The sequence below is a fragment of the Janthinobacterium sp. 67 genome, assembly GCF_002797895.1.
In the GTDB taxonomy this organism is placed as follows: Bacteria; Pseudomonadota; Gammaproteobacteria; order Burkholderiales; family Burkholderiaceae_D; genus Janthinobacterium.
Genome location: NZ_PGES01000001.1, coordinates 1,112,171 through 1,137,945 on the forward strand (window position 1 = coordinate 1,112,171; position 25,775 = coordinate 1,137,945).

Below are 25,775 nucleotides of genomic sequence, written 5' to 3' on the forward strand. Positions count from 1 at the left end.
GCATGAATCGACTGAAAGAGCCGTCCACCTGGGCGGGCTTCGCGGCGCTGTTCCAACTGGCAAAGCTGATCGTACCGACGCAATACCATATCGTGGTCGATGGCGCCACGGCAATGGCGGGCGCGCTGGCTGGCGTGATCGCTGAGAAAGGCCCGGTGGCGAAATGACGCCCGTTGACCTGTTCCTATGCATTACGTCCTCGGGCGTCATGCTGCAAGGCCTGGCCGCCATGCGCTGGGCCGCACGTATTGAAGCCCGCGTCGAAGCGCTGGAGGCCGCATAATGGCCCGCCGCACGCCGCCGCGCAAGGCAAACGGACAATTCCGCAAGCGAAAGAAAAAGTGATCAAAGCGCGATGCGCGCCTGGTCGAAGTCATCGAGCCTCAAATCAGTGATTTGTGGCTCTTTTTTTGGCCGACGCACGGCAAGCTCGATGACGTTACCGCGGACGATGCCAAGGCGCGGGCCAAGCGCCGTCATGTTCATCTGGCGCCGAATGTCGGCTTGCTCCATCTGGCGCAGGCGCATGTACTCAGGAACCCACCAGGGCACGCGCTGTTTGCCGCTGAGCCAGTCGCGCACGGTGCGCTCGTCGCGGCGCAGGGTGCGCGCCAGGTCGGCCAAGGGCAAGCCCATGGCGTAGTGGGCAAACTCCGTAGGGTTGCCGTATCGCAGGTTTGGGAATCTCATTTGTTATTTTTGATTATGGAAGATCGCATACCATAAATCGGTATTGCGATTTCCATATCGAGGAGAAGGAGGATTTTTTCGCACTGGCACTACACTTCGCATAATTTATATTATGTAAAATTATAAAGTAGTGGAGAATCAAAGTGTTGCATTCAACTCCTCGAAAAAGTCTAACTTTCACGAAATTACGTAAAGCCAAACACCCTTCTATTCCCCGCATGGCCTTGCTAAGTCGCCGGGCATTTATATCCGAATGAAAAAGACAACAACCCGCCGCAAGCCGAAGCCGCCAGCAGCTTATTTTTCCTACCAGCTACGCCAGCCAGCAATCGACCTGTTCGGAGAGATTGCCGTCATTGAGGACGATTTGTACGACTGGGTTGCCGCCGTCGCGCCGCTACACCTCAGCCCCCGCGCCTTTGCCAACTACGTGCGCGGCTATGACGTGGCCGCCAAGGTGCGCCCTGCGAAGCTGCACGACCTATTCGACGCCATCAAGGAGCGCCCGTCCCGCCCACGGCATGCCCGACTGGCCATGAACACCATAATGTAAAGGCCCGCGATTTGCGGGCTTTTACTGGTTAAGCTCGACGCACAATCGCTTGATTTATCGCTTCGACCACCTCGCTTACGAACGGCTTTACCTTGCTTTTCAAAGCACGGCGCTCACCGGAAGCGCTTGCAAGCGTGACCGTATAGTGCGTTCGTTGAAAACACATCCAGATTATTCCCGGAAGCAAGATAATGGCCCAGTGCCAGATAGACAGGTTTGTCAAGTTCTTGCCACTTGTCAGCGCCAATAATTCAAAAATTATGAGCGCCGCAGGCAAGACCCTATTCGGCTTTTTCACCTCAAGCTTGACCGATGTAATGCCACTTATTGCGTGAGTTTCGCCATCGACCATGAAACGGGCATTTGTGACGGTTACCCTGCCATTCGTGTAATACGTGGTTTCTGCTGCGCCGCTCATTGTTTCTCCCGGGAAATGAGATTCAATGTTATCAAGAATTCTCGATTCGGCCTAGGTCTTGTATGCCAACCAATTCAATCGCTCACGTCTTTCCGGCCGATCAACCTCCTCACGGCAGGCTACATGCCAGTCGGCAGTGGCGACCTTGGTTGCACTTAATAACGCTTGTAGATATGGAAGGTCCACATCAGACAGCGAGGGGCCAAACACATATACAGATTCTATGACGTCGAGTTGATTGAAAAACGCTTGGTGTTGAAGGATCAACCTCTCGGAAGGCTTGAAAGTCTGCAAAAAGTAACCGTTTAAGATGCTGTGTGCCTCCATCAGTCTGGTATCAAGCTCCTCAATGTCCTCGCGATCATTGAGAGATTTTCGCTGTGTGGGATTCCAGGCATGGCCAAGGATTAACTCATCGTCCTGCATTTTGGCTTCACCATCCGCATGGCACGAATCATGGCCACCAAAGCGCATCACTCCACGAAATATAGATGGTAATGATTCTCATTTATAGTATAGTGCGCACAGTTTTTCTTCTTATAACCTTGCGCCCATGCCATCGATGCCATCCTCACTCCCAACTCCATTCCCTGCCCATCATCCCCTCGCCGCCCGTCTGATCCTCGCCGGCCTGCTCATTGCCAGCGTGCCACCGTCCGTCTACGCGCAAGCAGTTGCCGGCGTGCAGAACCCTCTCGCCACCGTGGTCGTCACCGGCCAGGCCGAAGCGGATGCCGGCGGGCAGATTGCCAAGAGCGCGCGCTCTGGCATGCTGGGGGAAAAAGACTTGCTCGATACGCCGTTCAGCGTCAACAGCTATACGAGTCAGCGCATGCTGGACCAGCAGGCGCTGACCCTGGCCGAGGTGCTGGGCGGCGATCCGTCCACCCGCTTCACGGGCCAGATCGGCGGCGTCACGGATTCGTTTTTCATCCGCGGTTTTCCCCTCAACGAAGGTAATTTGAGTGAAGTGGCGTTCGACGGCGTGTATGGCGTCTCGCCCAATTACCATTTGTTTACGGAATACCTGCAAAGCGTCGAGGTGCTCAAAGGGCCGGCCGCCTTGCTGTACGGGATGTCGCCGAATGGCGGCGTGGGCGGTGTCGTCAATGCCGTGCCGAAACGCTCGCTGCCGCGCGACCTGACGCGATTGACCGTCGATTACGGATCCGGCTCGCAGGCTGGCGCGGCCATCGACGTCAGCCGCCGTTTCGGCGAGGAGCGGCGCTTCGGCATCCGCTTCAATGGCTTGCACCGCCAGGGCCATACGCCGCTCGACCACCAGACCTCGCGCGCGGAAGTGGCGGCCGTCGCGCTCGACTACCAAGGACAGCGGCTGCGCGCCTCGCTCGACGTGATCGAGCAATACCAGTGGATCGACGCGCCCACGCGCCCCTTCCTCGTGGCCGCGCGCCTGCCCGTGCCGGAAGCGCCCGACGGCCGGCGCAACATCGCCCAGTCCTGGGGCTGGTGGAAATCCAACGACCTGGCCACCCTGGGCAAGATCGAATACGATGTGAACGATAAGGTGACCGTGTTCGCCGACGTGGGCGGCACGCGCTCCGACGTGTCGCGCTATTCGGACCAGACGCCGACGATCACCAGCGCGGCCGGCGACATGACGGTCACGCCCATGAACTGGAAATTCCGCGTACGGCGCGCCAGCGGCGACACGGGCGTGCGCACGCGCTTTCGCACGGGCGGCGTCGAGCATGCGCTGGTCGTGATGGGCAATGTCTACCGCGACGAGTTTGGCAGCGTGAGCAATTCCGGCAAGCTCATCACCTCGAACATCTACCATCCCGTGGCCGTGCCCGATCCCGGCATTCCCGCACCGGCCCGCGTGCCGAAACTGTCCGCGTCCACCCTCTCCAGCCTGGCCGTGGCCGATACGCTGGACATGCTGGACCAGCGCGTGCAGCTGACCCTGGGCGTGCGCCGCCAGCTGGTCGAATCGAAAAACTACCACGCCACCAGCGGCGCGCTGACCACGCACTACAAGCAAGGCGCATTGACGCCGCTGGCCGGCATCGTCGTCAAGCCGCTGCGCCACGTGTCGCTGTATGCGAACTATATCGAGGGCTTGAGCAAGGGCGATATCGCCCCGAACATCGCCGACAACGCGGGCCAGGTCTTCGCGCCCTACAAGAGCAAGCAGTATGAAGTGGGGACGAAGGCCGATTTCGGCGTCGTGCTGGCGACCCTGGCCGTGTTCCAGGTGACCAAGCCCAGCGGCCAGTTGTATGGCAAGGTCTACAGCATGGATAGCGAGCAGCGCAACCGGGGCCTGGAGCTGAACCTGTCCGGCGCCGCCAGCAAGACCGTGCGCCTGCTGGCCGGCATCACCGTGCTCGACGGGCGTCTGGTGAAGACCAACAACGCCGCCACCATGGGCAAGCGCCCCGTGGGTGTGCCGACCTCGATGGCCAACCTAGGCGGCGAATGGGATCTGCCGTACTGGCCCGGGTTGACGGCCACGGGCGCCGTCAGCTACACCAGCAAGCAGTTTGTGGATCAGACGAATCTGCAATCGGTGCCGTCGTGGACCAAGGTCGACCTGGGCTTGCGCTACCGCACGGCCATCGCCGGCAAGGCGACGACCTTGCGCGCCGGCCTGATGAACGCCTTCGACCGCCATTACTGGGCCGGCGTGGCCTCGTATGGCACCGTTTCGCAGTCGACGCCCCGCAGCATGCAACTGTCGGCGGCCGTGGATTTCTGATTTGTCGATGCGCTTGCCGCAGGCTTGACTGCCTTTCCTTGATTTAATTTTTACTGCCTATGCCCATGCTTTCCATGACCCTGGCGGCATTGTCCTTGCAGTCCACATCATCGGGTTTTGCATCGATCAGTTGAATCAGGGATAAAAGATGGGCCTTGTTCTGGGCCAATCGCACTTCCAGCGATTCGATATCGGCAATCTTCTTTTTCAGCGCGGCCATCAGCTCATCATGTTTCCATGATGAGCTGTCCTCGGGCAAGACTTGCTTGATTTCGTCCAGGGAAAAGCCCGCCTGCTGCGCGTCGCTGATGATGGACAGCACTGCCACGGCTTCCAGAGGATAGTCGCGGTAGCCATTCGATTGCCGGCTCACGGCTTTCAACAGGCCCCTGGATTCGTAGAACCGAATCGTGGAGGCCGCCAAGCCGCTGCGCTTGGCCAATTCGCCAATTTTCATCATTTCCCCGCTGATTTTTTGTGCTTGCCTGTCCGTGTCATCGGGACGCCATGCTCAACTATAAGCTTGAAGCCAGCTTCAATGTCAAGCGGCGGATGATGGCGCAAGAGAGATTGTAATTTTTCCGATTCAGGACTTGACCTTCAAGTTAGCTTAAAGCTTATCGTGAGGCTATCGCAACCTTGGAGATCAGCATGAAACCCTTTACCGCACTGACATTGCCGAATGGGACCGTCGTTCCGAACCGTCTTGCCAAAGCCGCCATGGAAGAGAACATGGCCGACAACGATCACGCGCCTTCGGACGAGCTGATACGCCTGTACCAGTCGTGGGCGGACGGTGGCGTCGGCCTGATGATCACCGGAAACGTGATGATCGACCGCCGCGCCATGACGGGGCCCGGCGGCGTGGTGCTGGAGTCCGAGCAATTTGGCGCCCGCTTCGAGCGATGGTCGCGCACTGCCCGCTCACGCGGTGCGCAGATCTGGATGCAGATCAACCATCCGGGGCGCCAGATGCCTGCCGCCCTGGCACAGGAAACCATCGCACCGTCAGCTGTGCCCATGGACCTGGGCAACTTTTCCAGGCAATTTTCGGCGCCGCGCGCAATGACGGAGGCCGACATTGCCGACGTGAAACAGCGCTTTGTCAACAGCGCCCGGCTGGCCGAGCGGTTTGGCTTTACGGGCGTGCAAATCCATGCCGCGCACGGCTACCTGATCAGCCAGTTCCTCTCGCCTCTGACCAACCAGCGCACCGACCGCTGGGGCGGTTCGCTGGAAAACCGGGCGCGGCTGCTTGTCGACGTCGTCAACGAGGTGCGGCAGGCCGTCGGCAAAGGCTTTGCCGTCGCCGTGAAGCTCAATTCGGCCGATTTCCAGAAAGGCGGCTTCAGTTCGGAAGATGCCAAGCAGGTCGTTTCCATGCTCAATACCCTGGGCGTGGACCTGATTGAATTGTCCGGCGGCAGTTATGAAGCCCCTGCCATGCACGGCCAGACCCGCGACGGACGCACCCTGGCCCGCGAAGCCTATTTCCTCGAGTTCGCCAAGGATATCGCCACGGTGGCCAGCATGCCCATCATGGTGACGGGCGGCATACGCCGCTACCAGGTGGTGCAACAGGTGCTGGACAGCGGCATTGCCATGGCGGGCATGGGAACGGCCTTGGCACTCGCCCCGCAACTGCCTGAAGCATGGCGTTCCGATCAATCGGCAAGCCCCTTGCTCCGGGCCATCACCTGGAAAAACAAGGTGCTCTCGTCCATCGCCTATATGGCGATGGTCAAGTATCAATTGCGGCGCCTGAGCCTGGGCAAGCATACCCGGCCCAACGTCGCGCCTGCGCTGGCGCTATTGATACAGCAATGGGACACCACCATCCGCAACCGGCAGTATCGCCGGCGGATGCATAGCGGCTGTTAATGGAATTTTTCCCAATCAAACATGGAAGGTGCAAGCAATGAACATGAAAATCGCCGCGGCGGTATCCGGACTGGTGTTGAGTATTGCCGCAAGCCCGTCCCGGGCGGAACACGCTGTCGAAAACAGGCAGCTCATCATCGATATCGCGGGCCATGCCGTCCCGGTGGCCGCCGGCGGCCTGTATGACCGCTTTCGCTCGAATCCGCCTTTGTCCGTCATCGCATCGGAAGCGCCGGAGCTTGACCTGAGCTGGTTCAAGGAGATGCAAAAAGAAAAGGTGTCCATCGGTTTTGATTCGTATTCGCCGAACTTCTATTACAAGAACCGCAAGATCACGGCCGTATTTACAGCGGACCTCGCGCGCCTGAAGGAGCTGATGCCCGAAGACATACTGAAGCAAGTCCAGCCCCTGCAAGTATGGCCAGGCCGGGGCGCGGTGGCATTGACGGCCTATGCGTATGAGTACTGCGACAACGACAGCTACAATGAAATTTCATTGGCGATTGTGACCAACAAGCCCGGCACCACCAGTTTTGGCCCGTTCACTTTACTGGGCCAGTCGCTGTCCAGTGATTTCTGGGGCTATGTGCTCGAGCTTCCCGTCAACACGGAACTGGCCAGGGTGCGTGGCGTGGTTGGCTACAATCTGCCCAAGTGGCTGACCGGTATCGAGGTGAAGGAAACGGACGCAAACGTTTCCTTTGAAGTCATGGATAGCGTAACAGGCAAGCTCGATTTTGTTTTTGCAGGCAAAAAACTGGCCGACCTGTCGCACACGGCCGATGTGGTGAGCAACAGCTTCACCAACAAGAATGGCACCGGGAAACTCACGTATGGCTATGCCCTTTCCCGCCAGCTGAGCCACGCGTCGAGCACGAGTGCGGAATCGGTCGACCTGAAGCTGGGCGACGGCAGCTTCTCCACCTATATCAAGTCATTGAAGCTGGGGAAGATGATGAAATATGAATACGTGCCGGAATTTCAAAGCGCGCTGTATGCGCCGAAATCACTAAGAGACCTCGGTGTCGAAAAGTGATTTGTTGAAAAGCCGCCAGGTGAGCAGCAACGTAGCGTTTACTCGTCCTGTAGCTGCAACTCCCAATACCCCACGTCGATCCACCGGTCGAATTTACGGCCGACCCGCTTGAACATGGCCACTTGCTCGAATCCCAGGCGCTCATGCAAGGCGACGCTGGCGTTGTTTGGCTGTGCGATGCCGCCGATGACCACCTGCAGCTGCCGCTGACGCAAGTCATCGATGAGCACGCTGTACAGTTGCCGGCCGACGCCTTGCCGCACGCATTCGTGCGCCACGTACACCGTCGATTCGACGGAAAAACGATAGGCACTGCGGGCGCGCCAGGGCGTGGCGTAGGCATAGCCGAGAATCCCGTCGTCGCGCTCGAAAACATACCACGGCAACTGTGCGCCGACAGCGGCGATACGCTGGGCCATCTCGTCGCTGCCAACCACCTGCTCTTCAAACGTGATGGTGGAGCTGCTGACGTAATGGTTGTAAATCGTGGCGATCGCGGCGGCATCGGCGGTAGTGGCAAGTCGTATCATCAGTGGGATCCAAATAGACGTGAAGTGGCAGGAAGGAACTCGGCCGTAAACTGTGCACGGCGCCGCAAGGTGTCATTCTGGCAATAATTCGCCATATGCGACCTCACGGCGCATTGCGTTGAGAAGGATCGCGCAGGAAAGCCGGCGAAGGCCCTGTTCCTCCCGATCGCTCCCGCTCCCGCCTAGCGGCCTCGGCCCACCAGGTCAGCTGGGAAAAGGTGCGCTCGATATATGAAACCCAGCGCGTGCTATCGACTTCAGGCGCAAAACTGCCATCGGCAGCAAAAACAGTATGTGCGGCCGGAATATGGATCATGGCCGACACCGGCAAACAACCCAGCTCGGAGAGAAAAGCGCGCATGCCCACTGCCGCGCGCACGCCACCCCACTGCCCTGCCGAATAAGTCACGATGGCACTGGGCTTGAAAGCAAACAGGGAACTTCCAAAATGGTTCAGTAGATGCGCCAGCGCCGGGCTCATTGAATGATTGTATTCGGGGCTGACCATCACATACCCGTCGGCGCCGGCAATCTCACTGGCCAGGTGCTCCAACGGCAAGGGTGCGCGTCCTTTCGCATAGGAAAAGTGCGGTTTGAACACATCACCCAGGTCGTAATCGAATGGATCGATGAGCACCACGTCGTGGCCATCTTGACTGCACTGCGCCGCGCAGGCTTTGGCGACACGCTCGCCGAGACGCGCCGGCTGGGGCGGCGCGCTTGTACGTATTGAGCCAAGAAACACCAAGATTTTCATGCTGTCCTTTCAAACCAGGAATTCGACTGAGTCATCGTAAAGTGGCGACCGCGGCGTGCGGGCCGCGATGAAAACAGCCTACTTGCCCGGCGTTTCGTGCTTCATGGCCGCCGTGGCGAGGGCGCGCGCGTCAACCGGCATGGATTCCTTGCGCTCGCTGTAGCGGCTGGTCAGGTAATCGGAGCGGTCGCGCACCACCAGGGTGAATTTATACAGTTCTTCCATGACGTCGACCAGGCGGTCGTAGTATGGCGACGGCTTCATGCGGTCGTTGTCGTCGAACTCCTGGTATGCCTTGGCAACGGACGACTGGTTCGGGATGGTCACCATGCGCATCCAGCGGCCCAGCACGCGCAAGCCGTTGACGGCGTTGAACGATTGCGAGCCGCCCGACACTTGCATCACGGCCAGGGTGCGCCCCTGCGTGGGACGCACGCTGCCCATTTCCAGCGGCAGCCAGTCGATCTGCGACTTGAACACGCCCGTCACGGCGCCATGGCGTTCCGGGCTGCACCAGACCTGGCCTTCCGACCACAGCGACAGTGCGCGCAGCTCCTGCACCTTGGGGTGGTCGGGGCTGACGCTGTCGACCATGGGCAAGCCTTGCGGGTCGAACACCCGCGTCTCGGCGCCGAAATGCTGGAGCAGCCGTTCCGCTTCCAGGGTCAGCAAGCGGCTGAACGAGCGTTCGCGCAGCGAACCGTACAGCAAGAGGATGCGCGGCGCATGCGTGGACACGGCCGGCGGCGCAAGTTTGTCGAGGGTCGGCGTGTCGAGGTGGGCCGCGCTGATGTTGGGCAAGTCATGCATGGTGGGTTTCCCTTTCAATTATTCCATAATAGTCGAATTATGGAATTAATGTAAGTCTGTTTCATATCTCGGCCTATCTCATCCCTCCCGGCATATGTTGATGTGGATCAAACATTTTTTATATCGTGTGCAGCAGAATGTGACCGTACGCAAGCCTGTGTCGAGCACATCATGGCTTGCGCCCTGCACTACGCCTATCCACTTCATAAGGAATACCATGACACCCACTACCATGAAAGCCGCCGTTGTCGAGCAACTGGGCCAGCCGCTGGTGCTGCGCGAGGTGCCCGTGCCGGTGCCCGGCCCCGGCCAGATCCTCGTCAAGACGGAAGCGTGCGGCGTCTGCCACACGGACTTGCATGCGGCGCGCGGCGACTGGCCCGTCAAGCCGTCGCCGCCGTTCATCCCCGGCCACGAAGGCATCGGTCTGGTGGTGGCCGTGGGCACGGGCGTGACGGAAGTGCAGCTGGGCGACCGCGTCGGCGTGCCTTGGCTGTACTCGGCTTGCGGCCATTGCGAACATTGCCTGGCGGCCTGGGAAACCGTGTGCGCCGAGGCGCAGTTTGGCGGCTACACGAAGAATGGCGGCTTTGCCGAATACATCCTGGCCGATCCGCGCTACGTCGCGCATATCCCGGCGGGTCTGTCCGCCGTGCAGGCGGCGCCCATCATCTGCGCCGGCGTGACCAGCTACAAGGGCATCAAGGAAACGGGGGCGCGGCCCGGTGAATGGCTGGCCGTGTCCGGCATCGGCGGACTGGGCCACCTGGCCATCGAATATGCGCTGGCCATGGGCTTGCGCGTGGCGGCCGTCGATATCGACGACGGCAAGCTGGAGCACGCGCGCGCCCTCGGTGCCGAAGTGACCATCAATGCGCGCCAGGGCGACCCCGTCGCGGCCCTGCGCGAAGCGACCGGGGGCGGCGCCCACGGCGTGCTGATCACGGCGCCGTCGCTCGACGCCTTCCAGCAAGGCGTGGCGATGACGCGCAAGCGCGGCACCTGCGTGCTGGTAGGCTTGCCGCCGGGCGACTTCCCGACGCCGCTGTTCGACGTCGTCGCCAATTGCGTGACGATACGCGGCTCCTTCGTGGGCACGCGCCAGGACATGGCCGAGGCGCTCGCCTTTGCCGCCACGGGCAAGGTCAAGGCCGACGTGGAACTGCAGCCGCTGTCGGCCATCAACGACATCTTCAGCCGCCTGGAACACGGCAAGGTTGCCGCGCGCGTCGTGCTCGATTTCAGCGGCAAGTAAACGCCACGCCAGCATTCCGGCGTGTCGTGCGACGGCAATGACATTGCCGTCGCCAGGGGGCTGTGCGCAAAGCCTGCGTGCGGCCAGTCGCCCTGCTTCCTCCGTTCCTTTCCACGCTGCTGCGCATCTGGTCGGCAATATCGACCAGGGCACGCCGCAGGCTCAATGGCTGTCGCTCAGCCAAGAACAGCTTCGACACCAACACCAAACTTGTTCGGATTGAACTGAATGACTTGATAAGTCGCGATGTGCTCCCGATGGAAGGGATCTTCCGCAAGCACGCCATCCAATTCCTCACGGCTCAGGCTTTTCACGAGGATGGCACCTCCTGTTCGCGGCACCTGGGGACCGGAAGCTAAAAAATGCCCTGCGGCATAGTGACGATCAAGAAAACTGCGATGCTCCTCAATGTGAGCCTCGATGGCTGCCAGCGGTTGAACGTAATGCAGAAGGACAATGAACATAAGGCTCCTCAAAACTCATTGACAGGGTAAGCAAGCAAGTATGACAGAGATGCCCCGCTATTTACGCCCGCGAACGCCCGTGTGCCGTTGACACCCCGCGCGGTCTGTCCTATAGTCCCCGGGTTGACGATAAATGAGAATGAGAATCATGTTCAGTTCTATCAAAAAATGGCTCGTGTGCTATCCGCTCGTGGCCGCCAGCCTGTTGCTGGCCGGTGGCGCGCACGCGCAAGCGACCGACCAGGGCGCCGGCGCCAAGCAGTTGTGGCAATTGATCGACTACGTTGCCGTCGATTACAGCGGCGCCGTCGAGCACGGCAAGGTGGTCAGCGAGGCCGAATACGCGGAAATGCTCGATTTCACGGACAACGCGACGACGCAGATCGCCGCCCTGCCCGCCCACGCCTCGCAGGCGGCCATTGCCGCCGCCATCGCCGACCTGCGCAAAGCCGTCGTCGCCAAAGCCGATGGTGTGGAAGTCAAGCGCCTGGCGCACCACGCAAACGGCTTGCTGATTGCCGCCTACCCGATACCCGTGGCGCCGAAAGTGCTGCCCAACCTGGCGCGCGGCGCGGCCCTGTATGCGGCCCAGTGCGCGTCGTGCCACGGCGTGGCTGGTGGCGGCGACGGCCCGCTGGCGGCCAGCCTGGAACCGAAACCGATCGCCTTCACGGATGGCGAACGGGCGCAGTCGCGCAGCCTGATGGCGCTGTACCAGGTCATCTCGCAAGGCGTGGCCGGCACCTCGATGGCCAGTTTTGGCCAATTGTCCGACAACGAGCGCTGGGACCTGGCGTTCTACATCGGCGGCATGTCGCACGATGCGGCGGCCAGCGCGCGCGGCGAAAAACTGTGGCAGGATGATCCACGGGCCAAGAAGCTGTACGCGGACCTGGCCGCCGTGACGACCCTGACGCAGGAGGCCGTTGCCGCCAAGCTGGGCGCGGGAGAGGCGCAAGCCTTGACGGCGTATTTGCGCAGCCATGCCGACAAGGCCGAAGCGCACAAGCCGGCCGGTCTGGCGCTGTCGCGTCTGCGCCTGGCCGAAAGCCTCGCCGCCATGCACGCGGGCGACCGCACGAACGCCACGCGCCTGGGCCTGTCCGCCTACCTCGATGGCTTCGAGCCGATCGAACCGATGGTGGGCGCGCGCAACAAATCCCTGCTGCTGGCCGTGGAAAACGCCATGCTGGCCTATCGTTCCGCCGTGGCCAAGGGCACGGTGGCCGACGCCGAAGCGGCCGGTGAAAAACTGCAGCAACTGTTTACCCACGTGGAAGCGGAACTGGGCGACGCCAAGGCCGACCCGATGACGACCTTCGTCGGCGCCCTGACGATCTTGCTGCGCGAAGGCGTGGAAGCGCTGCTGATCGTGATCGGCATCATCGCCTTCCTGCGCAAGGCCAAGCGCAAGGACGTGCTGCCCTACGTGCATGCGGGCTGGGCCAGCGCGCTGGTGGCGGGCGGCCTGACGTGGGTGGCGGCGACGTATCTGGTGACCATCAGCGGCGCCAGCCGTGAAGTGAGCGAAGGACTCGGTTCCGTATTCGCGGCCCTGGTCCTGCTCAGCGTGGGCTTGTGGATGCACCAGAAGAGCAGCGCCGGGCGCTGGCAGGAATACCTGCACGAGAAACTCACGGCCGCGATGAGCCGGCGCTCGGCCTGGGGCCTGTTCGCCCTGGCCTTCATCGCCGTCTACCGCGAAGTGTTTGAAACCGTGCTGTTCTATTCCGCCCTGGCGGCCGACGGCAATGGCGGCGCCCTGCTGGGCGGCTTCCTGGTGGCCATCGTGCTGCTGGTCGTGATCGCCTGGGCCTTGCTGCGCACGAGCGCTCGCATGCCGATTGGCAAGTTCTTCTCGTGGACGTCCGCCTTCGTGGCCGTGCTGGCCGTGATCTTGATGGGCAAAGGCGTGGCCGCGCTGCAGGAAGCGGGCTGGATCGGCGTCACCCCCGTCGACTTCATGCGCATCGACCTGCTGGGCATCCTGCCGACCCTGGAAACCCTGCTGGCGCAGGCGGCCATCCTGGCCATCATCGTCGCCGGCTATGGCTGGAACCGCGTTTCCGCAGGCAAGCGCAAGCTGGCCTGATCCTTCGCGGCACGGGCAGCGTCCAGCGGGCGCTGCCTACGCCGGGTGGATCGGCGCGAACGACTGGGCAAACGGATCTGGCTCGTAACCGGCGGCACTGAACAGGTGGCCACAGGATTCGTCGATGGCGGCGCGCAGTTGTGCCTGATCGACGCCCAGCACGACGCCGCCGCGTTTGCGCACGCGCCCGCCAATGATGACGGTATCGATATTGCTGCGCTCAGCCGCGTGCACGACCGTACCGATGGCGTTATTGACAGGATATACATTGAGGTCGCCCGTGCGTATCAGCACCAGGTCGGCCTGCTTGCCTGGCCTCAGACTCCCGATACGCTGTTCCAGCCCCGCCACCGCGGCACCGTCGATCGTGGCGGCCTCGAGCAAGCGGAAGGCATCGGTGGGCGCGGCCGCATGGCGATGTCCCTGGCGTCGCCCCATTACCCGTTGCAGGTAGAACGCCACGCGCATTTCCATGAACATGTCGCCGCTATACGAAGTCTCGTTGTCGACACTGAGGCCGGGACGTATGCCGTGCAGGTGCGCCGCCTGCCAGGCGTTCATGCCATCTTCGATGCCATAGTGGGCATCCGAACGCGGGCATACGTTGACGCGCACGCCCGCCTCGCGCAATATGCGCCAGCCCGCTTCCGGCAGACAGGTGCAGTGGTTGAAGATGTTGTCGCCGCCGAGCAGCCCCTGCCGTTGCAGACCTTCGAGTTCGGCCGCCATGCCAGCGCCAAAAAACTCGGTCACGATGGGAATGCCCAGTTTACGGGCGACGGCCCACTGCTCCGGTTCCAGCTGCGCCATCATGGCCAGCGTCACCAGGCTGTCGGGATCGCTGAAATATTTTTCCTGCAGGCGCGCCAGGTTGCCAGGCCAATGCGCCTTGTCCCAGTCGCCCGAAACGGGCGCCCCTGAGGCATGCACGGCGCGGATGCCCGCATCGAGCAGCGCTTCGACCGCCGCGTCGGCGTGCGCCGCCGTGCGGCTGTTGTGGGAATTGTCGATCACGGTCGTGATGCCGGCATCGATGCAGCCCAGGGCCGTGAGCAGGTTGCCTACGTAGATGTCGCGCGGCCGGTAGTATTTGGCAAACGAGAAATGCGTGGCGTTGCAATAGTCCTCGAGCGTTGCCGCATTCGGGTTGATGCGGCGCAGCTGGCCTTCCCAGGAGTGACGATGGGTATCGACCATGCCCGGAATGGCAATCATCTGCGTGGCATCGATCACTTCCGCACCGTCGGCTTGCAGGTTCTGGCCGATGGCGGCGATGATGCCTCCGGCGATCAGGATGTCGCCCCTGGACAAGTTGCCGACCTTGCCATCCATGCTGATGATGGTGGCGCCTTTGATCAGCATCTTGTGCGGGGGCGGAGCCAGCGGAGCCAGCAGTTGAGAGGCTTGTTCAGACATGCTTGATTCCTGTCGCAGTTAATGAATTGCACGCAGTCTAGTGCAGGCCAGCACAGGGAAAAAGTAGCGCCCTGCGTTTTCAGCATGCGAAAAAACCGAACAATGTTGGGTTATAGTGCCGTTTCCCCTACTGCTACGAAGACAACACATGGACCGCGTACAAGCAATGCAGGTATTCCTCCGCGTGGTCGAGAGCAAGAGTTTCGTGCGCGCGGCGGAGACCCTGGGCCTGCCCGCGTCATCGGTCACGGGCATCATCAAGCGGCTGGAAAAGCATTTGCAGACGCGCCTGCTGAACCGCTCCACCAGAAACCTCAGCCTGACACCGGAAGGCGAGCGCTACTTTCAACGTTGCCGCGAGATCCTCGACCTGATCGCCGACACCGAAGCGGGCCTGCAAGGCTCCAGCGAGCGCCCGCAGGGACGCTTGCGCGTCGATATGCCTGGCGGCATCGCCCATGCCGTGATCCTGCCCCGGCTGGCGCAATTCCAGCAGCGCTATCCGGACATCTACCTGATGATCGGCGTCAATGACCGCCAGGTGGACTTGATACAGGAAGGCGTCGATTGCGTCATCCGCACCGGCAGCCTGGAAGACTCGACGCTGGTCGCGCGCCGCCTGGGCGAGCTGCGCTGGATCACCTGCGCGGCGCCGTCCTACCTGGCCGAACACGGCGTTCCCGCAAGCCTCGAGGATTTGCAGGGACACCGGGCCGTCCACTACTTTTCCGGTACGCCGCGACGGGGCAGCGAGTTGCATTTCATCGACGAGGGCGTCAACGTCGCCGTGCCCCTTCCCGGCACGGTCGCCGTCAACGAGACGGGGCTGTACGTCGAGCTGGGCCTGGCCGGCCGCGGCTTGATGCAGCTGGCCGAGATCCTCGTAAGCGGCCATTTGCAGGCCGGGGAACTGGTCGAGGTGCTGGCCGACAGGCGGCCGGCGCCCGTGCCCGTATCGCTGCTCTACCCGCATCAGCGCTTTCTCTCGCCGGCGATGCGGGCGTTCACCGACTGGACGGCCGGACTGTTCTGAGCTGTTCCGAGCACCTCGCGTGCACGCTGTTGAAAATTGCGATATGATGACCATCATGCAGAACTTATCCAAAAAAGCGTCGGCGCAAAGCCGCAAGGAAGCCACCCACGAACGCATCGTCGAAGTGGCCACGCGCGCCATCCGCCGCAGCGGCTATGCGGGCACGGGCGTGGCCGACATCATGAAGGAAGCGGGCCTGACGCACGGCGGCTTTTATGCGCACTTCGCCTCGCGCGATGCGCTGCTGGCCGAAGCGGGCGACCGCGCGGGCGCCGAAGCGGTGGCGCTGGCGGCCAGGGTGGCCGCCGCCGCCCCGCCCGGCCAGGCGCTGCAGGCCATGCTGGCCGCGTATTTGTCGCCCGAACACGTCGCCGCCATCGAGGTGGGCTGCCCCGTCTCGGCGCTGGGTTCGGAAATGCCGCGCCAGGCACCCGAGGTGCGACGCGCCGCCACCATCCATATCAAGGAAATGATCGACCTGTTCGCGCGCCAGTTACCGAACTGGGGCCAGCCCGAAGCGCATGCGCAGGCCATGGCGACGGTGTGCGCCATGATCGGCACGACCATCCTCGCGCGCGCCGTGGACGAACCGGCCCTGTCGGAGGCGCTGTGCGCGGCCACCCTGGCGCAGTTTCAGGCAAGCAGCTAATTGCCCCGCCCGTGGCACCGATCCGTCACGGGCTTTTTTTGAAATAACAATATGATGATCGTCATACTTTGTATCCAACGCTGTCAACCACTGAAGGAACTGTCATGAAAAACAAGAAGATTGCCCTCGTCACCGGCACCTCGTCCGGCATCGGCGCGGCCACGGCCCGGCGCCTGGCGCAGGCCGGCTACACGGTGTACGGCACCAGCCGCCGCGGCGCACAAGCATCCGGCTCCGGCCATGCGATGCTGGCGCTCGACGTCACCAGCGATGCGTCCGTCGCTGCCGCCGTGGCGGAGGTAATACAGCGCGAAGGCCGCATCGACCTGCTGGTAAATAACGCCGGTTTCGGCGTGGCGCCGGGTGGCGCCGAGGAAAGCAGCGTGGCGCAGGCGCAAGCCATCTTCGACACGAATTTCTACGGCGTGCTGCGCATGACCCTGGCCGTGCTGCCGCACATGCGGGCGCAGGGAGGCGGGCGCATCCTCAATATCGGTTCCGTCCTGGGCTTTTTGCCCATGCCTTACGGCGCGCTGTATTCCGCCACCAAGCACGCGATCGAGGGTTACACTGAATCGCTCGACCATGAAGTGCGTGGCTGGGGCATCCGCGCCAGCGTCATCGAACCGGCCTACACGAAGACCACGTTCGAAGCCAATTTGCTGGCGCCCGATACCCCGCTGTCCGCCTACCGGCAAGTGAGCGCGGCCGTCACCAGCCGCCTGCAAACGCTGATGGCCGGCGCCGATGAGCCGGCCATCGTGGCCGACACCATATTGGCGGCGGCGCAGGCAAGCCAGCCGAAATTGCGCTACACGGCCGGGCCGCTGGCGGCGCGCTTGCGCCTGATGCGCCGTTTCATGCCCGCCGCGCTGATGGACGCCGGCTTGCGCAAGGACCTGCGCCTGGCTTGATCTCCTGCGCCTTTTTCAGCCTTCAGAAAGAACATCATGCAAGCTTTGCAACTTAAAAAATACGGCGGCCTCGATCACGCGGCGTTTGTGGAACTGCCCCGCCCCACGCCCGGCCCCGGCGAATTGCTGGTGCGGGTGCACGCCGTGAGCCTGAACCCCATCGACAACCTGATCCCCAAGGGCGACTTCAAGCCGATCTTGAAAACGCGCTTGCCGGCCACCCTGGGCAGCGACCTGGCCGGCGTGGTCGTGGCCGTGGGCGGCGGCGTCACGCGTTTTAGAGTGGGCGACGCCGTGTATGCGAGCATTTTCGATACGCCCCATGGCAGCCTGGCCGAATTTGCCATCGTGCCGGAACAGGCGGCCGCCCTCAAACCGGCCAACCTCGATTTCGTGCAGGCGGCGTCGATCCCCATGGTGGGCCTGACGGCGTGGCAAGCGATGCACGAACGCATGCAGCTGAAGCCGGGCCAGAAAGTGTTCATCCCGGCCGGTTCCGGCGGCATCGGCACGTTTGCCATCCAGCTGGCAAAGTACCTGGGCGCCCGCGTGGGCACGACCACCAGCACGGCGAACGTGGAACTGGTGCGCGGCCTTGGCGCCGACGAGGTCATCGACTACAAGAAACAGCCGTTCGAGGACGTGCTGCGCGATTACGACGCCGTGCTGGGCACGGTGCGCGGCGACGGGCTGGAAAAGGCCCTGCGGATTGTCAAGCCGGGCAGCCACGTCGTCTCGCTGATCGGCCCGCCCGACGCCGCCTTTGCCCGCGCGCGCGGCATGAACGTGGTGCTGAAACTGGTGTTTGGTCTGCTCAGCCGCAAGATCATCGGCCTGGCGCAGCGGCGCGGCGCCAGCTATGCCTTCCACTTCGTGCGCCCCGACGGCGGCCAGCTGGCGCGGATCGCCGCCTTGCTCGAAGCGGGCACCATCCGTCCCGTCATCGACGGGGTGTTTCCCTTTGCTGAGGCGAAACAGGCGCTGGACTACCTGGCGCAGGGCCGCGCGCGGGGCAAGGTTGTGGTGCAACTGCCCGTGTCTTGAGGCGTATCCGGCCTGCTTTCCGCGCTGTGACTATGTGTGAGTTTTGCGTTGGCAATTTGCTCCATACTCGTTGTCAACCCTATACCTCTTGATATCGGTCAACCTGAACAAAGGTAGCTCATGCGCTTTTTCCCGGAATGCTGCTGGCTGACTATCATCCTCGCGGCCGGCGTGGTTCATGCCGTCGAACCGGGCGTCACCGATACGCACATCCGTCTGGGCATGGTCAATGCCCAGACTGGGGCGGCGTCTGGGCTGGGGAAGGCCATGCTCGACGGCGCGACGGCCGTGTTCCAGGAAGCGAACCTGCGCGGCGGCATCCATGGCCGCAGCATCGAACTGGTGGTCGCCGACGACGGCTACGATCCGGACCGGGCCATCAGCGAAACGCTCAGGCTGGTCGAGGAAAAACAGGTGTTCGCCCTGTTCGGCAACGTGGGCACGCCCACCACCAACGCCGTCATACCGATCGTCCAGGAAATGAAGGTGCCGCTGGTGGGCGCGTTTACGGGCGCGATGACCTTGCGCCGTCCCGTGGTGCATGAAATCATCAATTTCCGCGCCAGCTATGACGATGAGTCCGATGCTCTGGTGCAATATTTCGCCAGCCGGGGCGTCAAGCGCTTTGGCGTCCTGTACCAGGACGACGGTTTCGGCAATGCCGTGCTCGACGGCACCGTGCAGGCCCTGCAACGGCGCGGCATGGAACTCGTCGCCAAGGGCTCGTTCCAGCGCGGCACCACGGCCGTCAAGGCGGGACTGGCGGCCCTGATCGGGCACGACCTGCAAGCGGTCATCATGGCCGGTCCCTACACCCCGGTGGCGGCGTTCGTGCGCGAAGCGGGCCAGGCCGGACTGAAGGCGGCCCTGTCCACCGTGTCCTTTGTCGGCACGGACAGCCTGCTGCAACTGCTGGGCACGGAAGGCAACAACATCGTCATTTCGCAGGTGGTGCCCCTGCCGGAAGACCGCGCGCTGCCCATCGCCGCCGACTGCGCCGCGCTGCTGGCCAAACATGTGCCGGCGGCCAGGCTGTCTTTCGTCAGTTTCGAAGGCTGCATCTCGGCCACCCTGATGGTGGCGGCGCTGCGCCAGACAGGCACCGACCTCACGCGCGAGCGGCTGATCCGGAGTTTTGAAACGTTCGACCGGCGCGACCTGGGCGGCATGCACGTGACGCTGCGGCCCGACAACCACCAGGCATCGACGGCCGTTTTCCTGACCCGCATCGCGGACGGCAAGATCGTACCGGCCGACCCGGGGCCAGGCGCGAAATGATGCGCGCCCAGTTTTCCAGCCCGCCCTGGAGCCCGGCATGAAAATCAGGAGCAAGCTGATCATCAGTACCACCGTCCTGCTGGCCGGCGTGGCGGTCATGGCGGCGGCCAGCCTGCTGCTGGTGAAAGGCATCGAAACCCACGTGCACGGCTTGACCGACCGTACCGTGCCGCTGTACACGGACGTGCTGCGACTGCGCTATACCGTGCAGGACATGGCGTCGGATTTCTTCGAGCTGGGCAAGGCGGAAGACCTGGCGCAGCTCGAGCAGGTATCGAACAAGATCGTCGCCAATATCCAGACCGCCGAAAGCATCAGCGAGCAATTGCAAGGCCACGGCGAGTCGCGAACGCCCCGCTATCACGCGGCCTTCGAGCAGGAATTCCAGCGCATGCGCGTCGCCGTGCGCAAGCGCCTGGAAAACGAGGCCTACTACAAGGCGCAGGCGACGGAGATGCGCCAAGTACTCGATCAGATCAAGGCCGCCGCCAAGGACGCGCGCGGCAAGATCCGCCTGGTCGATAGTCAGGCCCAGGCCACGGCAGCCGAAGTGCAGCTGCAAAGCCAGCACCTGAACCAGAATTCCCGCTACCTGACGGACTTGCGCAAGAGCATACTCGACATGCAGATTTCGCTGGCGGAAACGGAGGCCGTGAAAAACCGTTTCCGCATCGCCCCCTTGCGCGAGCGCTTGGCGGCGGCCGTTGCCCATCTGGCGGGCAGTGGCGAGCGCGACATCAGCGCTGGCCAGCAGGCGTTGCGGTCGACGCTGCTGGCCACGGCGCAGCAGATGCTCGATCCCGCCGCCGGCTTGCTGGCCTTGCGCGCCGGACTGCTGGCCGAAGGCGGCGCCAGCGCGGCGCAGCAGGCGCACTATGCGGCGCTCAAGGAACAAGTCAGCACCACCCTGGCCTCCACCCTCCTGCGCCTGGCCGAGGAACTCGATCCCATCGAATTGCAGCTGGCCATCGGACGCGACCGGCTGGCGGAGGCGAACCGCTACATGCGCACCTCGTCCCGCATCGAGGATGCCAGCGGCGAAATCAACCTTGCCGTCGACGCCATCAGCATCGACGTGGGCGAAGTCATGCTTGCGACGGCCACCGGCGACGTCCAGCGCCTGGGCGACGATATCGCGCAACGCATCAGCGCCCTGCACCGCGACATGGGCGCCATGCAGACCTTGCTGCAAAGCATAGGCCAACTGGGCTTGCTGGCCGAAACGCGCGGCGTCAACACGTACCTGGATGCGGTGGAACGGTCAGGACAGCGGCTGGTGCAGGCCAAGGGCAAGGTGCTGGACAGCCAGGCGGCGCTTGACGAGGTGATCGGCCACGTGCGCACTTTCGAGCGCGAACAGGCCGCCTATTCCGCGCAGCAAGTGGCGCGCATCACGGCGCAGCAGCAGGATGCGGTGGCCACCGTGCGCAATGGCGTGCGGCATGCCTTCGTGCTGATCCTCGGCATCGCGCTGGTGTTGCTGCTGGCCTGCGTGGCCATCACGGGGCTGATCAGCGCGTCCATCGCCAGGCCGCTGGCGCGCCTGTCGCACGCGATTGCCCATATCCGCGACGGCAAGGCGCTGTCCGTGCGCGTGGCGCAGCATGGCAGCGATGAGCTGGGGCAATTGATCAAGGGCTTCAACGGCATGCTCGAACACGTCGAACAGCGCGACCTGGCGCTCAAGCAGGCCAAGGCCGAGGCGGACGCCGCCAACCGGGCGAAATCGGAATTCCTGGCCAAGATGAGCCACGAGATCCGTACCCCCATGAATGGCGTGCTGGGCATGACGGAGCTGCTGCAGCGCACGGAACTGAGCCCCAAGCAGCAGCGTTTCGTGCACACGGTGCACCGCTCGGGCGAAAGCCTGCTCAGCATCATCGACGACATCCTCGACTTTTCCAAGATCGAGGCGGGCAAGCTGGTGCTCGAACAGATTCCCTTCGACTTGCGCCAGGTGATCGACGACGTGGTGGCGCTGTTTGCCAACGGCATCCAGCGCAAAGCCATCGAATTTACCTGCCGCATCGATTCCGACGTGCCGCAGCACGTGCGCGGCGACCCCGTGCGCCTGCGCCAGATCCTCACCAACCTGCTCAACAACGCCACCAAATTCACCGAACGCGGTGAAATTTCCGTCGATGTCAGCTGCCCCGCTGCCGGACAGGTCCGCCTGGAAGTGAGCGACACGGGCATCGGCATGGCGCCGGAAGCGGCGGCGGCCGTCTTCCAGCCCTTCCGCCAGGCCGACAGCACCACCTCGCGCAAATACGGCGGCACGGGACTGGGCCTGGCCATCATCAAGCAACTGGCGGAAATGATGGGCGGCAATATTGTGCTGAAATCCGTGGCGGGCCAGGGTTCCAGCTTCGCCGTCACCGTCGCCGTGGGCAGCGTGGCGCCCGGGGATGCGCCGCCGGCACCGCCGCCGCGCGTGTCGCTGGGCGCCTTGAACGTGCTGATCGTCGACGACCACGCCACCAACCGCACCATCCTGCTGCAGCATGCGATCGAGTGGCAGATGGCCGCCGCCAGCGCGGCCGACGGCGCCCAGGCGCTGGGCCTGCTGCAAGGCGCGCTGCGCAGCGGGCACCCGTTCGACCTGGCCATCATCGACATGCGCATGCCCGTCATGGATGGCGCCGAGCTGGTGCGCGCGATCAAGGCCGACCCCGGGATGGCGGCCCTGAAAATCATCATGCTCAGCTCGCTGGACGCCTCGGCCGATCTGCGCCAGCTGACGGCGCTGGGCGTGGAATACTGCCTGACCAAGCCCGTGCGGGCGCTGGAACTGCGCCACTGCATCGAAGCCATCGGCGGCTTCGGCACCCTGGCGCCCACGAGTGCCGCCATGCCTGCCCTGCCCGCTCCAGCGGACACCGCGGCCGCAGGCCAGGCCCCGCTGCGCATGCTGCTGGTGGAAGACAACGCGATCAACCAGGAAATTGCCCTGGCCATGCTGGAAGACAGCGGCTACGAAGCGACGCCGGCCGATAATGGACGGCGCGCGCTGGCCCTGTGGCAACAACAGCCGTTCGACGTGATCCTGATGGATTGCCAGATGCCGGAAATGGACGGCTTCGAGGCGACCCGGCGCTTGCGCCGCATGGAAACGGAACAAGGCCGCGGCCGCACGCCCGTCATCGCCCTGACGGCCAATGCCATCCTCGGCGACCGCGAGCTGTGCCTGGACGCGGGCATGGACGACTATCTCGCCAAGCCGTACACGCGCGCCGCCCTGCTGGGCGTGCTGGCCCGCTGGCGCCCGTCGTCTTCAGCGCCGGCCAAAGTGGAAACGGCGGCGATGGCAGAAACGCCGGCGCCGGCGGAAACGGCCGCCATCCTTGACGCGGCCGCCCTGCAAAACCTGCGCGCCATGCGGCGTCCCGGCCGTCCCGACGTGCTGGGCCGCATCATCGACCTGTTCTACAGCGACGCCCCGCGTCTGCTGGGCCAGCTGGAAGTGGCGGCCGAGGCCAGCGATGCGGCGGCCCTGCAGCTGGCGGCGCACACGCTCAAGTCCAGCTGCGCCAACGTGGGCGCGCTGGGCTTGTCGGCCACCTGCCGTGAAATCGAACAATATGCGCGCGGCAATGACGTCGGCAGCGCACTCAACCATATCCGCGGCATCCAGCAAGAGCTCGACCGTGTCCTCGCCGCCCTGGCCATTGAGAAGGAAGCCATATGAATACCGCACTGCCCCCGCAAGCACTGGTCCTGGTGGTCGATGACGACACCATGACGCGCATCCTCGTGACGGAAGCGCTGGAACCGGAAGGCTTCCGCATCGAGGAAGCGGCCAGCGGCCTGGAAGCGCTGGCCGCCTTCCAGCGCGGCGTGCCCGACCTGATCCTGCTCGACGTCGCCATGCCCGGCATGAGCGGCTTCGAATGCTGCCAGCAGCTGCGCCGGCTGCCGGGCGGCGCGCACGTGCCCATCGTCGTGCTGACCGGCAACGACGACGACGATTCCATCAAGCAGGCGCTGGAAGCGGGCGCCAGCGACTTCATTTCCAAACCGATGCAGTGGCGGCTGCTGGCGCACCGGCTGCGCTACCTGCTGCGGGCCAGCAGCGCGCTGACGGAATTGAGCCGTATCCAGGAAAGCCTGAACCACGCGCAAACGCTGGCCCGCCTCGGCAACTGGGAATACCGGGCCGCCGGCGGCGACGGCTACTGGTCGCCGGAACTGTTGCGCATCCTGGGCCTGGACGCCGATGCCGGCCCCACCAGCTTCGACCGCCTGCTGCAGTGCCTGCCCGAAGACCAGCGGCCCCTGCTGCTCGACGCCTTCATGGAATTGCATGCGAACGGCACCAGCTACGGTCTCGAGCACAAGGTAGTGCGGCCGGACGGCGGCGAATACATCGTTTTTCACCAGGCCGAAGCCGTGCGCGAAGGCCGCGAAGTGCGCTTGATGCGCGGTACCGTGCAGGACATCACGGACCGCAAGCTGCAGGAATTGCGCATCGAATACCTGGCCAACCACGACGCGCTGACGGACTTGCCTAACCGCCAATTGCTGAACGACCGCATCGGCCAGGCCATCGCCCATGCCCGCCGCACCCGCTTGCACCTGGCCACCCTGATGATGGACCTCGACCGCTTCAAGTTCGTCAACGACAGCTATGGCCACCCCGTGGGCGATGCGCTGCTGCAGGAAGTGGCCCGCAGGCTGAAGCTGGCCGTGCGCGAGGGCGACACCGTGGCCCGCCAGGGCGGCGACGAGTTCGTCATCCTGCTGACGGACTTGCCCGACATTGTGACGGCCGAACAGATCGTGCAAAAAGTGCTGGCGGTGTTCGCCGAACCCTTCGTGCTGGGCGAACATACCTTGCACGTCAGCACCAGCATCGGCGCCAGCGTGTTTCCATCCGACGGCGACAGCGGCGACATGCTGCTCAAGACGGCCGACGCGGCCCTCTACAGCGCCAAGGACAAGGGCCGCAACGGCTACCAGTTTTACAACCACAAGATGGGCGTGCTGGTGGAAGAACGGGCCGAAATCGAACATGCGCTGCACCAGGCGCTGGCGCTGGGCGAGCTGGAATTGCACTACCAGCCCAAGGTCGACCTCACCAGCGGCAAGATCTATGGCATGGAAGCGCTGCTGCGCTGGCGCCGCGACGGCATCGGCCTGGTGCCGCCGGACCGCTTCATTCCCCTGGCCGAGGAAACGGGCATGATCGTGCCCATCGGCGAATGGGTGCTGCGCACGGCGTGCGCGCAACTGGGCGTCTGGCATGCCTACGGCTTTACGCACCTGACGATGGCCGTCAACGTGTCGGCGCGCCAGTTCCGCCAGGTCGACATGCCGGCACTGGTGCGCGAAGTGCTGGCCGAGAGCGGCGTGCCGGCCCACTGCCTGGAGCTGGAGCTGACGGAAAGCGTACTGATGCAAAACCGCGACCTCGTGGTGAAGGCGCTGGAAGAATTGAAGGAAATCGGCGTCACCCTGTCGCTGGACGACTTCGGCACCGGCTATTCCAGCCTGTCCTACCTCAAGCAGTTCCCCATCGACGTCGTCAAGATCGATCAATCGTTCATCCGCGACGTGACGGACAGCGTGGATGGCGCGTCGCTGACCCGCTCCATCATCGCCATGGCCAAGTCGCTGCACATGACGACGGTGGCCGAGGGCGTGGAAACGGAAGGACAATTGGGGTTTCTCAATACCAACCATTGCGACGCCATGCAGGGCTATTATTTCAGCCGCCCGCTGCCCGGCGCCGAGATGGATCTGATGTTGCATGCCGGCACCCATTTGCCGCCCGACAGCTGCCATGCCGAAACGCCGCAGCGCGTGCTGCTGCTGGTGGACGACGAGGAGCACATCCTGTCCTCCCTGCGCCGTTCGCTGCGCAAGGAGGGTTACCAGATACTGAGCACCAGCCAGCCGCAGGAAGCGCTGGAACTGGTGGCCGCCCATGCCGTGGGCGTGATTCTCACGGATGCGCGCATGCCGGGCATGTCCGGCAACGAACTCTTGCGCCGCATCAAGGGCATCTATCCCGAGATCGTGCGCGTGATGCTGTCCGGCTACCCCGAACTGCATTCGGTCACGGCGGCCATCAATGAAGGCTCGGTGTACAAGTTCATCACCAAGCCCTGGGATGAAACCTTGCTGAAGGAGCATTTGCGCGAAGCCTTCGTGCGCTTCGAATCGGGTGTGCAGCGGCCTCCACTCGGTCCGCATGGTATCGAGATCGGCAACCGCGCCGCCTAGGCGCGCCA

General features: G+C 63.2%; 23 protein-coding genes. 14 read left to right on the forward strand and 9 right to left on the reverse strand.

The features are described from left to right. Window positions 1–2 precede the first annotated feature (2 nt). Entirely contained in the window at window positions 3–167 is a 165-nt protein-coding gene (locus CLU90_RS29130) for a hypothetical protein (RefSeq protein ID WP_157808743.1), read from the forward strand. A gap of 178 nt (window positions 168–345) precedes the next feature. Here the strand turns inward: CLU90_RS29130 and CLU90_RS04955 are convergent, their stop codons facing one another. Next, complete coding sequence (locus CLU90_RS04955) at window positions 346–690, reverse strand: hypothetical protein (protein WP_157808744.1); 345 nt, start codon at window positions 688–690, stop codon at window positions 346–348. 253 nt (window positions 691–943) lie between these two features. Here CLU90_RS04955 and CLU90_RS04960 point away from each other — a divergent pair, with 253 nt between their 5' ends. Next, a complete protein-coding gene (locus CLU90_RS04960; protein WP_092708180.1) occupies window positions 944–1,243 on the forward strand; it encodes a hypothetical protein in 300 nt (99 codons plus the stop codon). Window positions 1,244–1,271: 28 nt separating this feature from the next. Here the strand turns inward: CLU90_RS04960 and CLU90_RS04965 are convergent, their stop codons facing one another. Beyond that, window positions 1,272–1,661 (reverse strand): DUF6232 family protein, encoded by a 390-nt coding sequence (locus tag CLU90_RS04965; protein ID WP_092708182.1) that lies wholly within the window; start codon window positions 1,659–1,661, stop codon window positions 1,272–1,274. Window positions 1,662–1,712: 51 nt separating this feature from the next. Continuing rightward, window positions 1,713–2,135, reverse strand: coding sequence for an AbiH family protein (locus CLU90_RS04970; protein WP_092708184.1), 423 nt, complete (start codon window positions 2,133–2,135; stop codon window positions 1,713–1,715). Window positions 2,136–2,223: 88 nt separating this feature from the next. On the opposite strand from CLU90_RS04970, the gene CLU90_RS04975 reads away from it, so the two are divergent. Continuing rightward, entirely contained in the window at window positions 2,224–4,383 is a 2,160-nt protein-coding gene (locus CLU90_RS04975) for a TonB-dependent receptor (protein ID WP_232731078.1), read from the forward strand. Between the two features lie 43 nt (window positions 4,384–4,426). Here CLU90_RS04975 and CLU90_RS04980 read toward each other — a convergent pair whose 3' ends face one another. After that, on the reverse strand, window positions 4,427–4,843 hold the full coding sequence (locus CLU90_RS04980) for a MerR family transcriptional regulator (protein ID WP_232731079.1): 417 nt from the start codon (window positions 4,841–4,843) through the stop codon (window positions 4,427–4,429). A gap of 191 nt (window positions 4,844–5,034) precedes the next feature. On the opposite strand from CLU90_RS04980, the gene CLU90_RS04985 reads away from it, so the two are divergent. Both CLU90_RS04985 and CLU90_RS04990 read left to right on the forward strand, forming a co-directional pair. Then, window positions 5,035–6,264, forward strand: coding sequence for an NADH:flavin oxidoreductase/NADH oxidase family protein (locus CLU90_RS04985; protein WP_100427363.1), 1,230 nt, complete (start codon window positions 5,035–5,037; stop codon window positions 6,262–6,264). 37 nt (window positions 6,265–6,301) lie between these two features. Continuing rightward, a complete protein-coding gene (locus CLU90_RS04990) occupies window positions 6,302–7,300 on the forward strand; it encodes an acetoacetate decarboxylase (ADC) (protein WP_198511146.1) in 999 nt (332 codons plus the stop codon). 38 nt (window positions 7,301–7,338) lie between these two features. Here CLU90_RS04990 and CLU90_RS04995 read toward each other — a convergent pair whose 3' ends face one another. From CLU90_RS04995 to arsH, 3 genes are all read right to left on the reverse strand, one after another. Next, window positions 7,339–7,830, reverse strand: coding sequence for an arsinothricin resistance N-acetyltransferase ArsN1 family B (locus CLU90_RS04995; RefSeq protein WP_100427364.1), 492 nt, complete (start codon window positions 7,828–7,830; stop codon window positions 7,339–7,341). A gap of 103 nt (window positions 7,831–7,933) precedes the next feature. Then, entirely contained in the window at window positions 7,934–8,587 is a 654-nt protein-coding gene (locus CLU90_RS05000) for an NADPH-dependent FMN reductase (protein WP_100427365.1), read from the reverse strand. Between the two features lie 78 nt (window positions 8,588–8,665). Continuing rightward, window positions 8,666–9,397 carry an arsenical resistance protein ArsH gene (arsH, locus tag CLU90_RS05005; protein WP_100427366.1) on the reverse strand — a complete coding sequence of 244 codons (732 nt, stop codon included), beginning with the start codon at window positions 9,395–9,397 and terminating at the stop codon, window positions 8,666–8,668. A 217-nt stretch (window positions 9,398–9,614) separates the two neighbouring features. On the opposite strand from arsH, the gene CLU90_RS05010 reads away from it, so the two are divergent. Further along, window positions 9,615–10,652, forward strand: a complete 1,038-nt coding sequence (locus CLU90_RS05010; protein ID WP_232731080.1) for a zinc-dependent alcohol dehydrogenase — start codon at window positions 9,615–9,617, stop codon at window positions 10,650–10,652. Window positions 10,653–10,828: 176 nt separating this feature from the next. On the opposite strand, the gene CLU90_RS05015 is transcribed toward CLU90_RS05010, so the two are convergent. Beyond that, window positions 10,829–11,116, reverse strand: a complete 288-nt coding sequence (locus CLU90_RS05015) for a YciI family protein (RefSeq protein WP_100427367.1) — start codon at window positions 11,114–11,116, stop codon at window positions 10,829–10,831. Window positions 11,117–11,264: 148 nt separating this feature from the next. On the opposite strand from CLU90_RS05015, the gene CLU90_RS05020 reads away from it, so the two are divergent. After that, complete coding sequence (locus CLU90_RS05020) at window positions 11,265–13,208, forward strand: cytochrome c/FTR1 family iron permease (RefSeq protein WP_100427368.1); 1,944 nt, start codon at window positions 11,265–11,267, stop codon at window positions 13,206–13,208. A gap of 36 nt (window positions 13,209–13,244) precedes the next feature. Here CLU90_RS05020 and CLU90_RS05025 read toward each other — a convergent pair whose 3' ends face one another. Beyond that, entirely contained in the window at window positions 13,245–14,624 is a 1,380-nt protein-coding gene (locus CLU90_RS05025; protein ID WP_100427369.1) for an amidohydrolase family protein, read from the reverse strand. Between the two features lie 148 nt (window positions 14,625–14,772). On the opposite strand from CLU90_RS05025, the gene CLU90_RS05030 reads away from it, so the two are divergent. From CLU90_RS05030 to CLU90_RS05060, 7 genes are all read left to right on the forward strand, one after another. Beyond that, complete coding sequence (locus CLU90_RS05030) at window positions 14,773–15,657, forward strand: LysR family transcriptional regulator (RefSeq protein ID WP_100427370.1); 885 nt, start codon at window positions 14,773–14,775, stop codon at window positions 15,655–15,657. A 43-nt stretch (window positions 15,658–15,700) separates the two neighbouring features. Continuing rightward, complete coding sequence (locus CLU90_RS05035; RefSeq protein WP_442906666.1) at window positions 15,701–16,306, forward strand: TetR/AcrR family transcriptional regulator; 606 nt, start codon at window positions 15,701–15,703, stop codon at window positions 16,304–16,306. A gap of 104 nt (window positions 16,307–16,410) precedes the next feature. After that, entirely contained in the window at window positions 16,411–17,220 is an 810-nt protein-coding gene (locus tag CLU90_RS05040; RefSeq protein ID WP_100427371.1) for an oxidoreductase, read from the forward strand. 36 nt (window positions 17,221–17,256) lie between these two features. Further along, on the forward strand, window positions 17,257–18,264 hold the full coding sequence (locus CLU90_RS05045; RefSeq protein ID WP_100427372.1) for an NADP-dependent oxidoreductase: 1,008 nt from the start codon (window positions 17,257–17,259) through the stop codon (window positions 18,262–18,264). Window positions 18,265–18,384: 120 nt separating this feature from the next. Then, window positions 18,385–19,542, forward strand: coding sequence for an ABC transporter substrate-binding protein (locus CLU90_RS05050; RefSeq protein WP_092708222.1), 1,158 nt, complete (start codon window positions 18,385–18,387; stop codon window positions 19,540–19,542). A 37-nt stretch (window positions 19,543–19,579) separates the two neighbouring features. Beyond that, window positions 19,580–23,230: a response regulator gene (locus CLU90_RS05055; RefSeq protein ID WP_100427373.1), complete on the forward strand. Its 3,651-nt coding sequence runs from the start codon at window positions 19,580–19,582 to the stop codon at window positions 23,228–23,230. Beyond that, window positions 23,227–25,767 carry an EAL domain-containing protein gene (locus tag CLU90_RS05060; RefSeq protein WP_100427374.1) on the forward strand — a complete coding sequence of 847 codons (2,541 nt, stop codon included), beginning with the start codon at window positions 23,227–23,229 and terminating at the stop codon, window positions 25,765–25,767. The genes CLU90_RS05055 and CLU90_RS05060 overlap by 4 nt, the downstream gene beginning before the upstream one ends. Window positions 25,768–25,775: the final 8 nt, after the last annotated feature.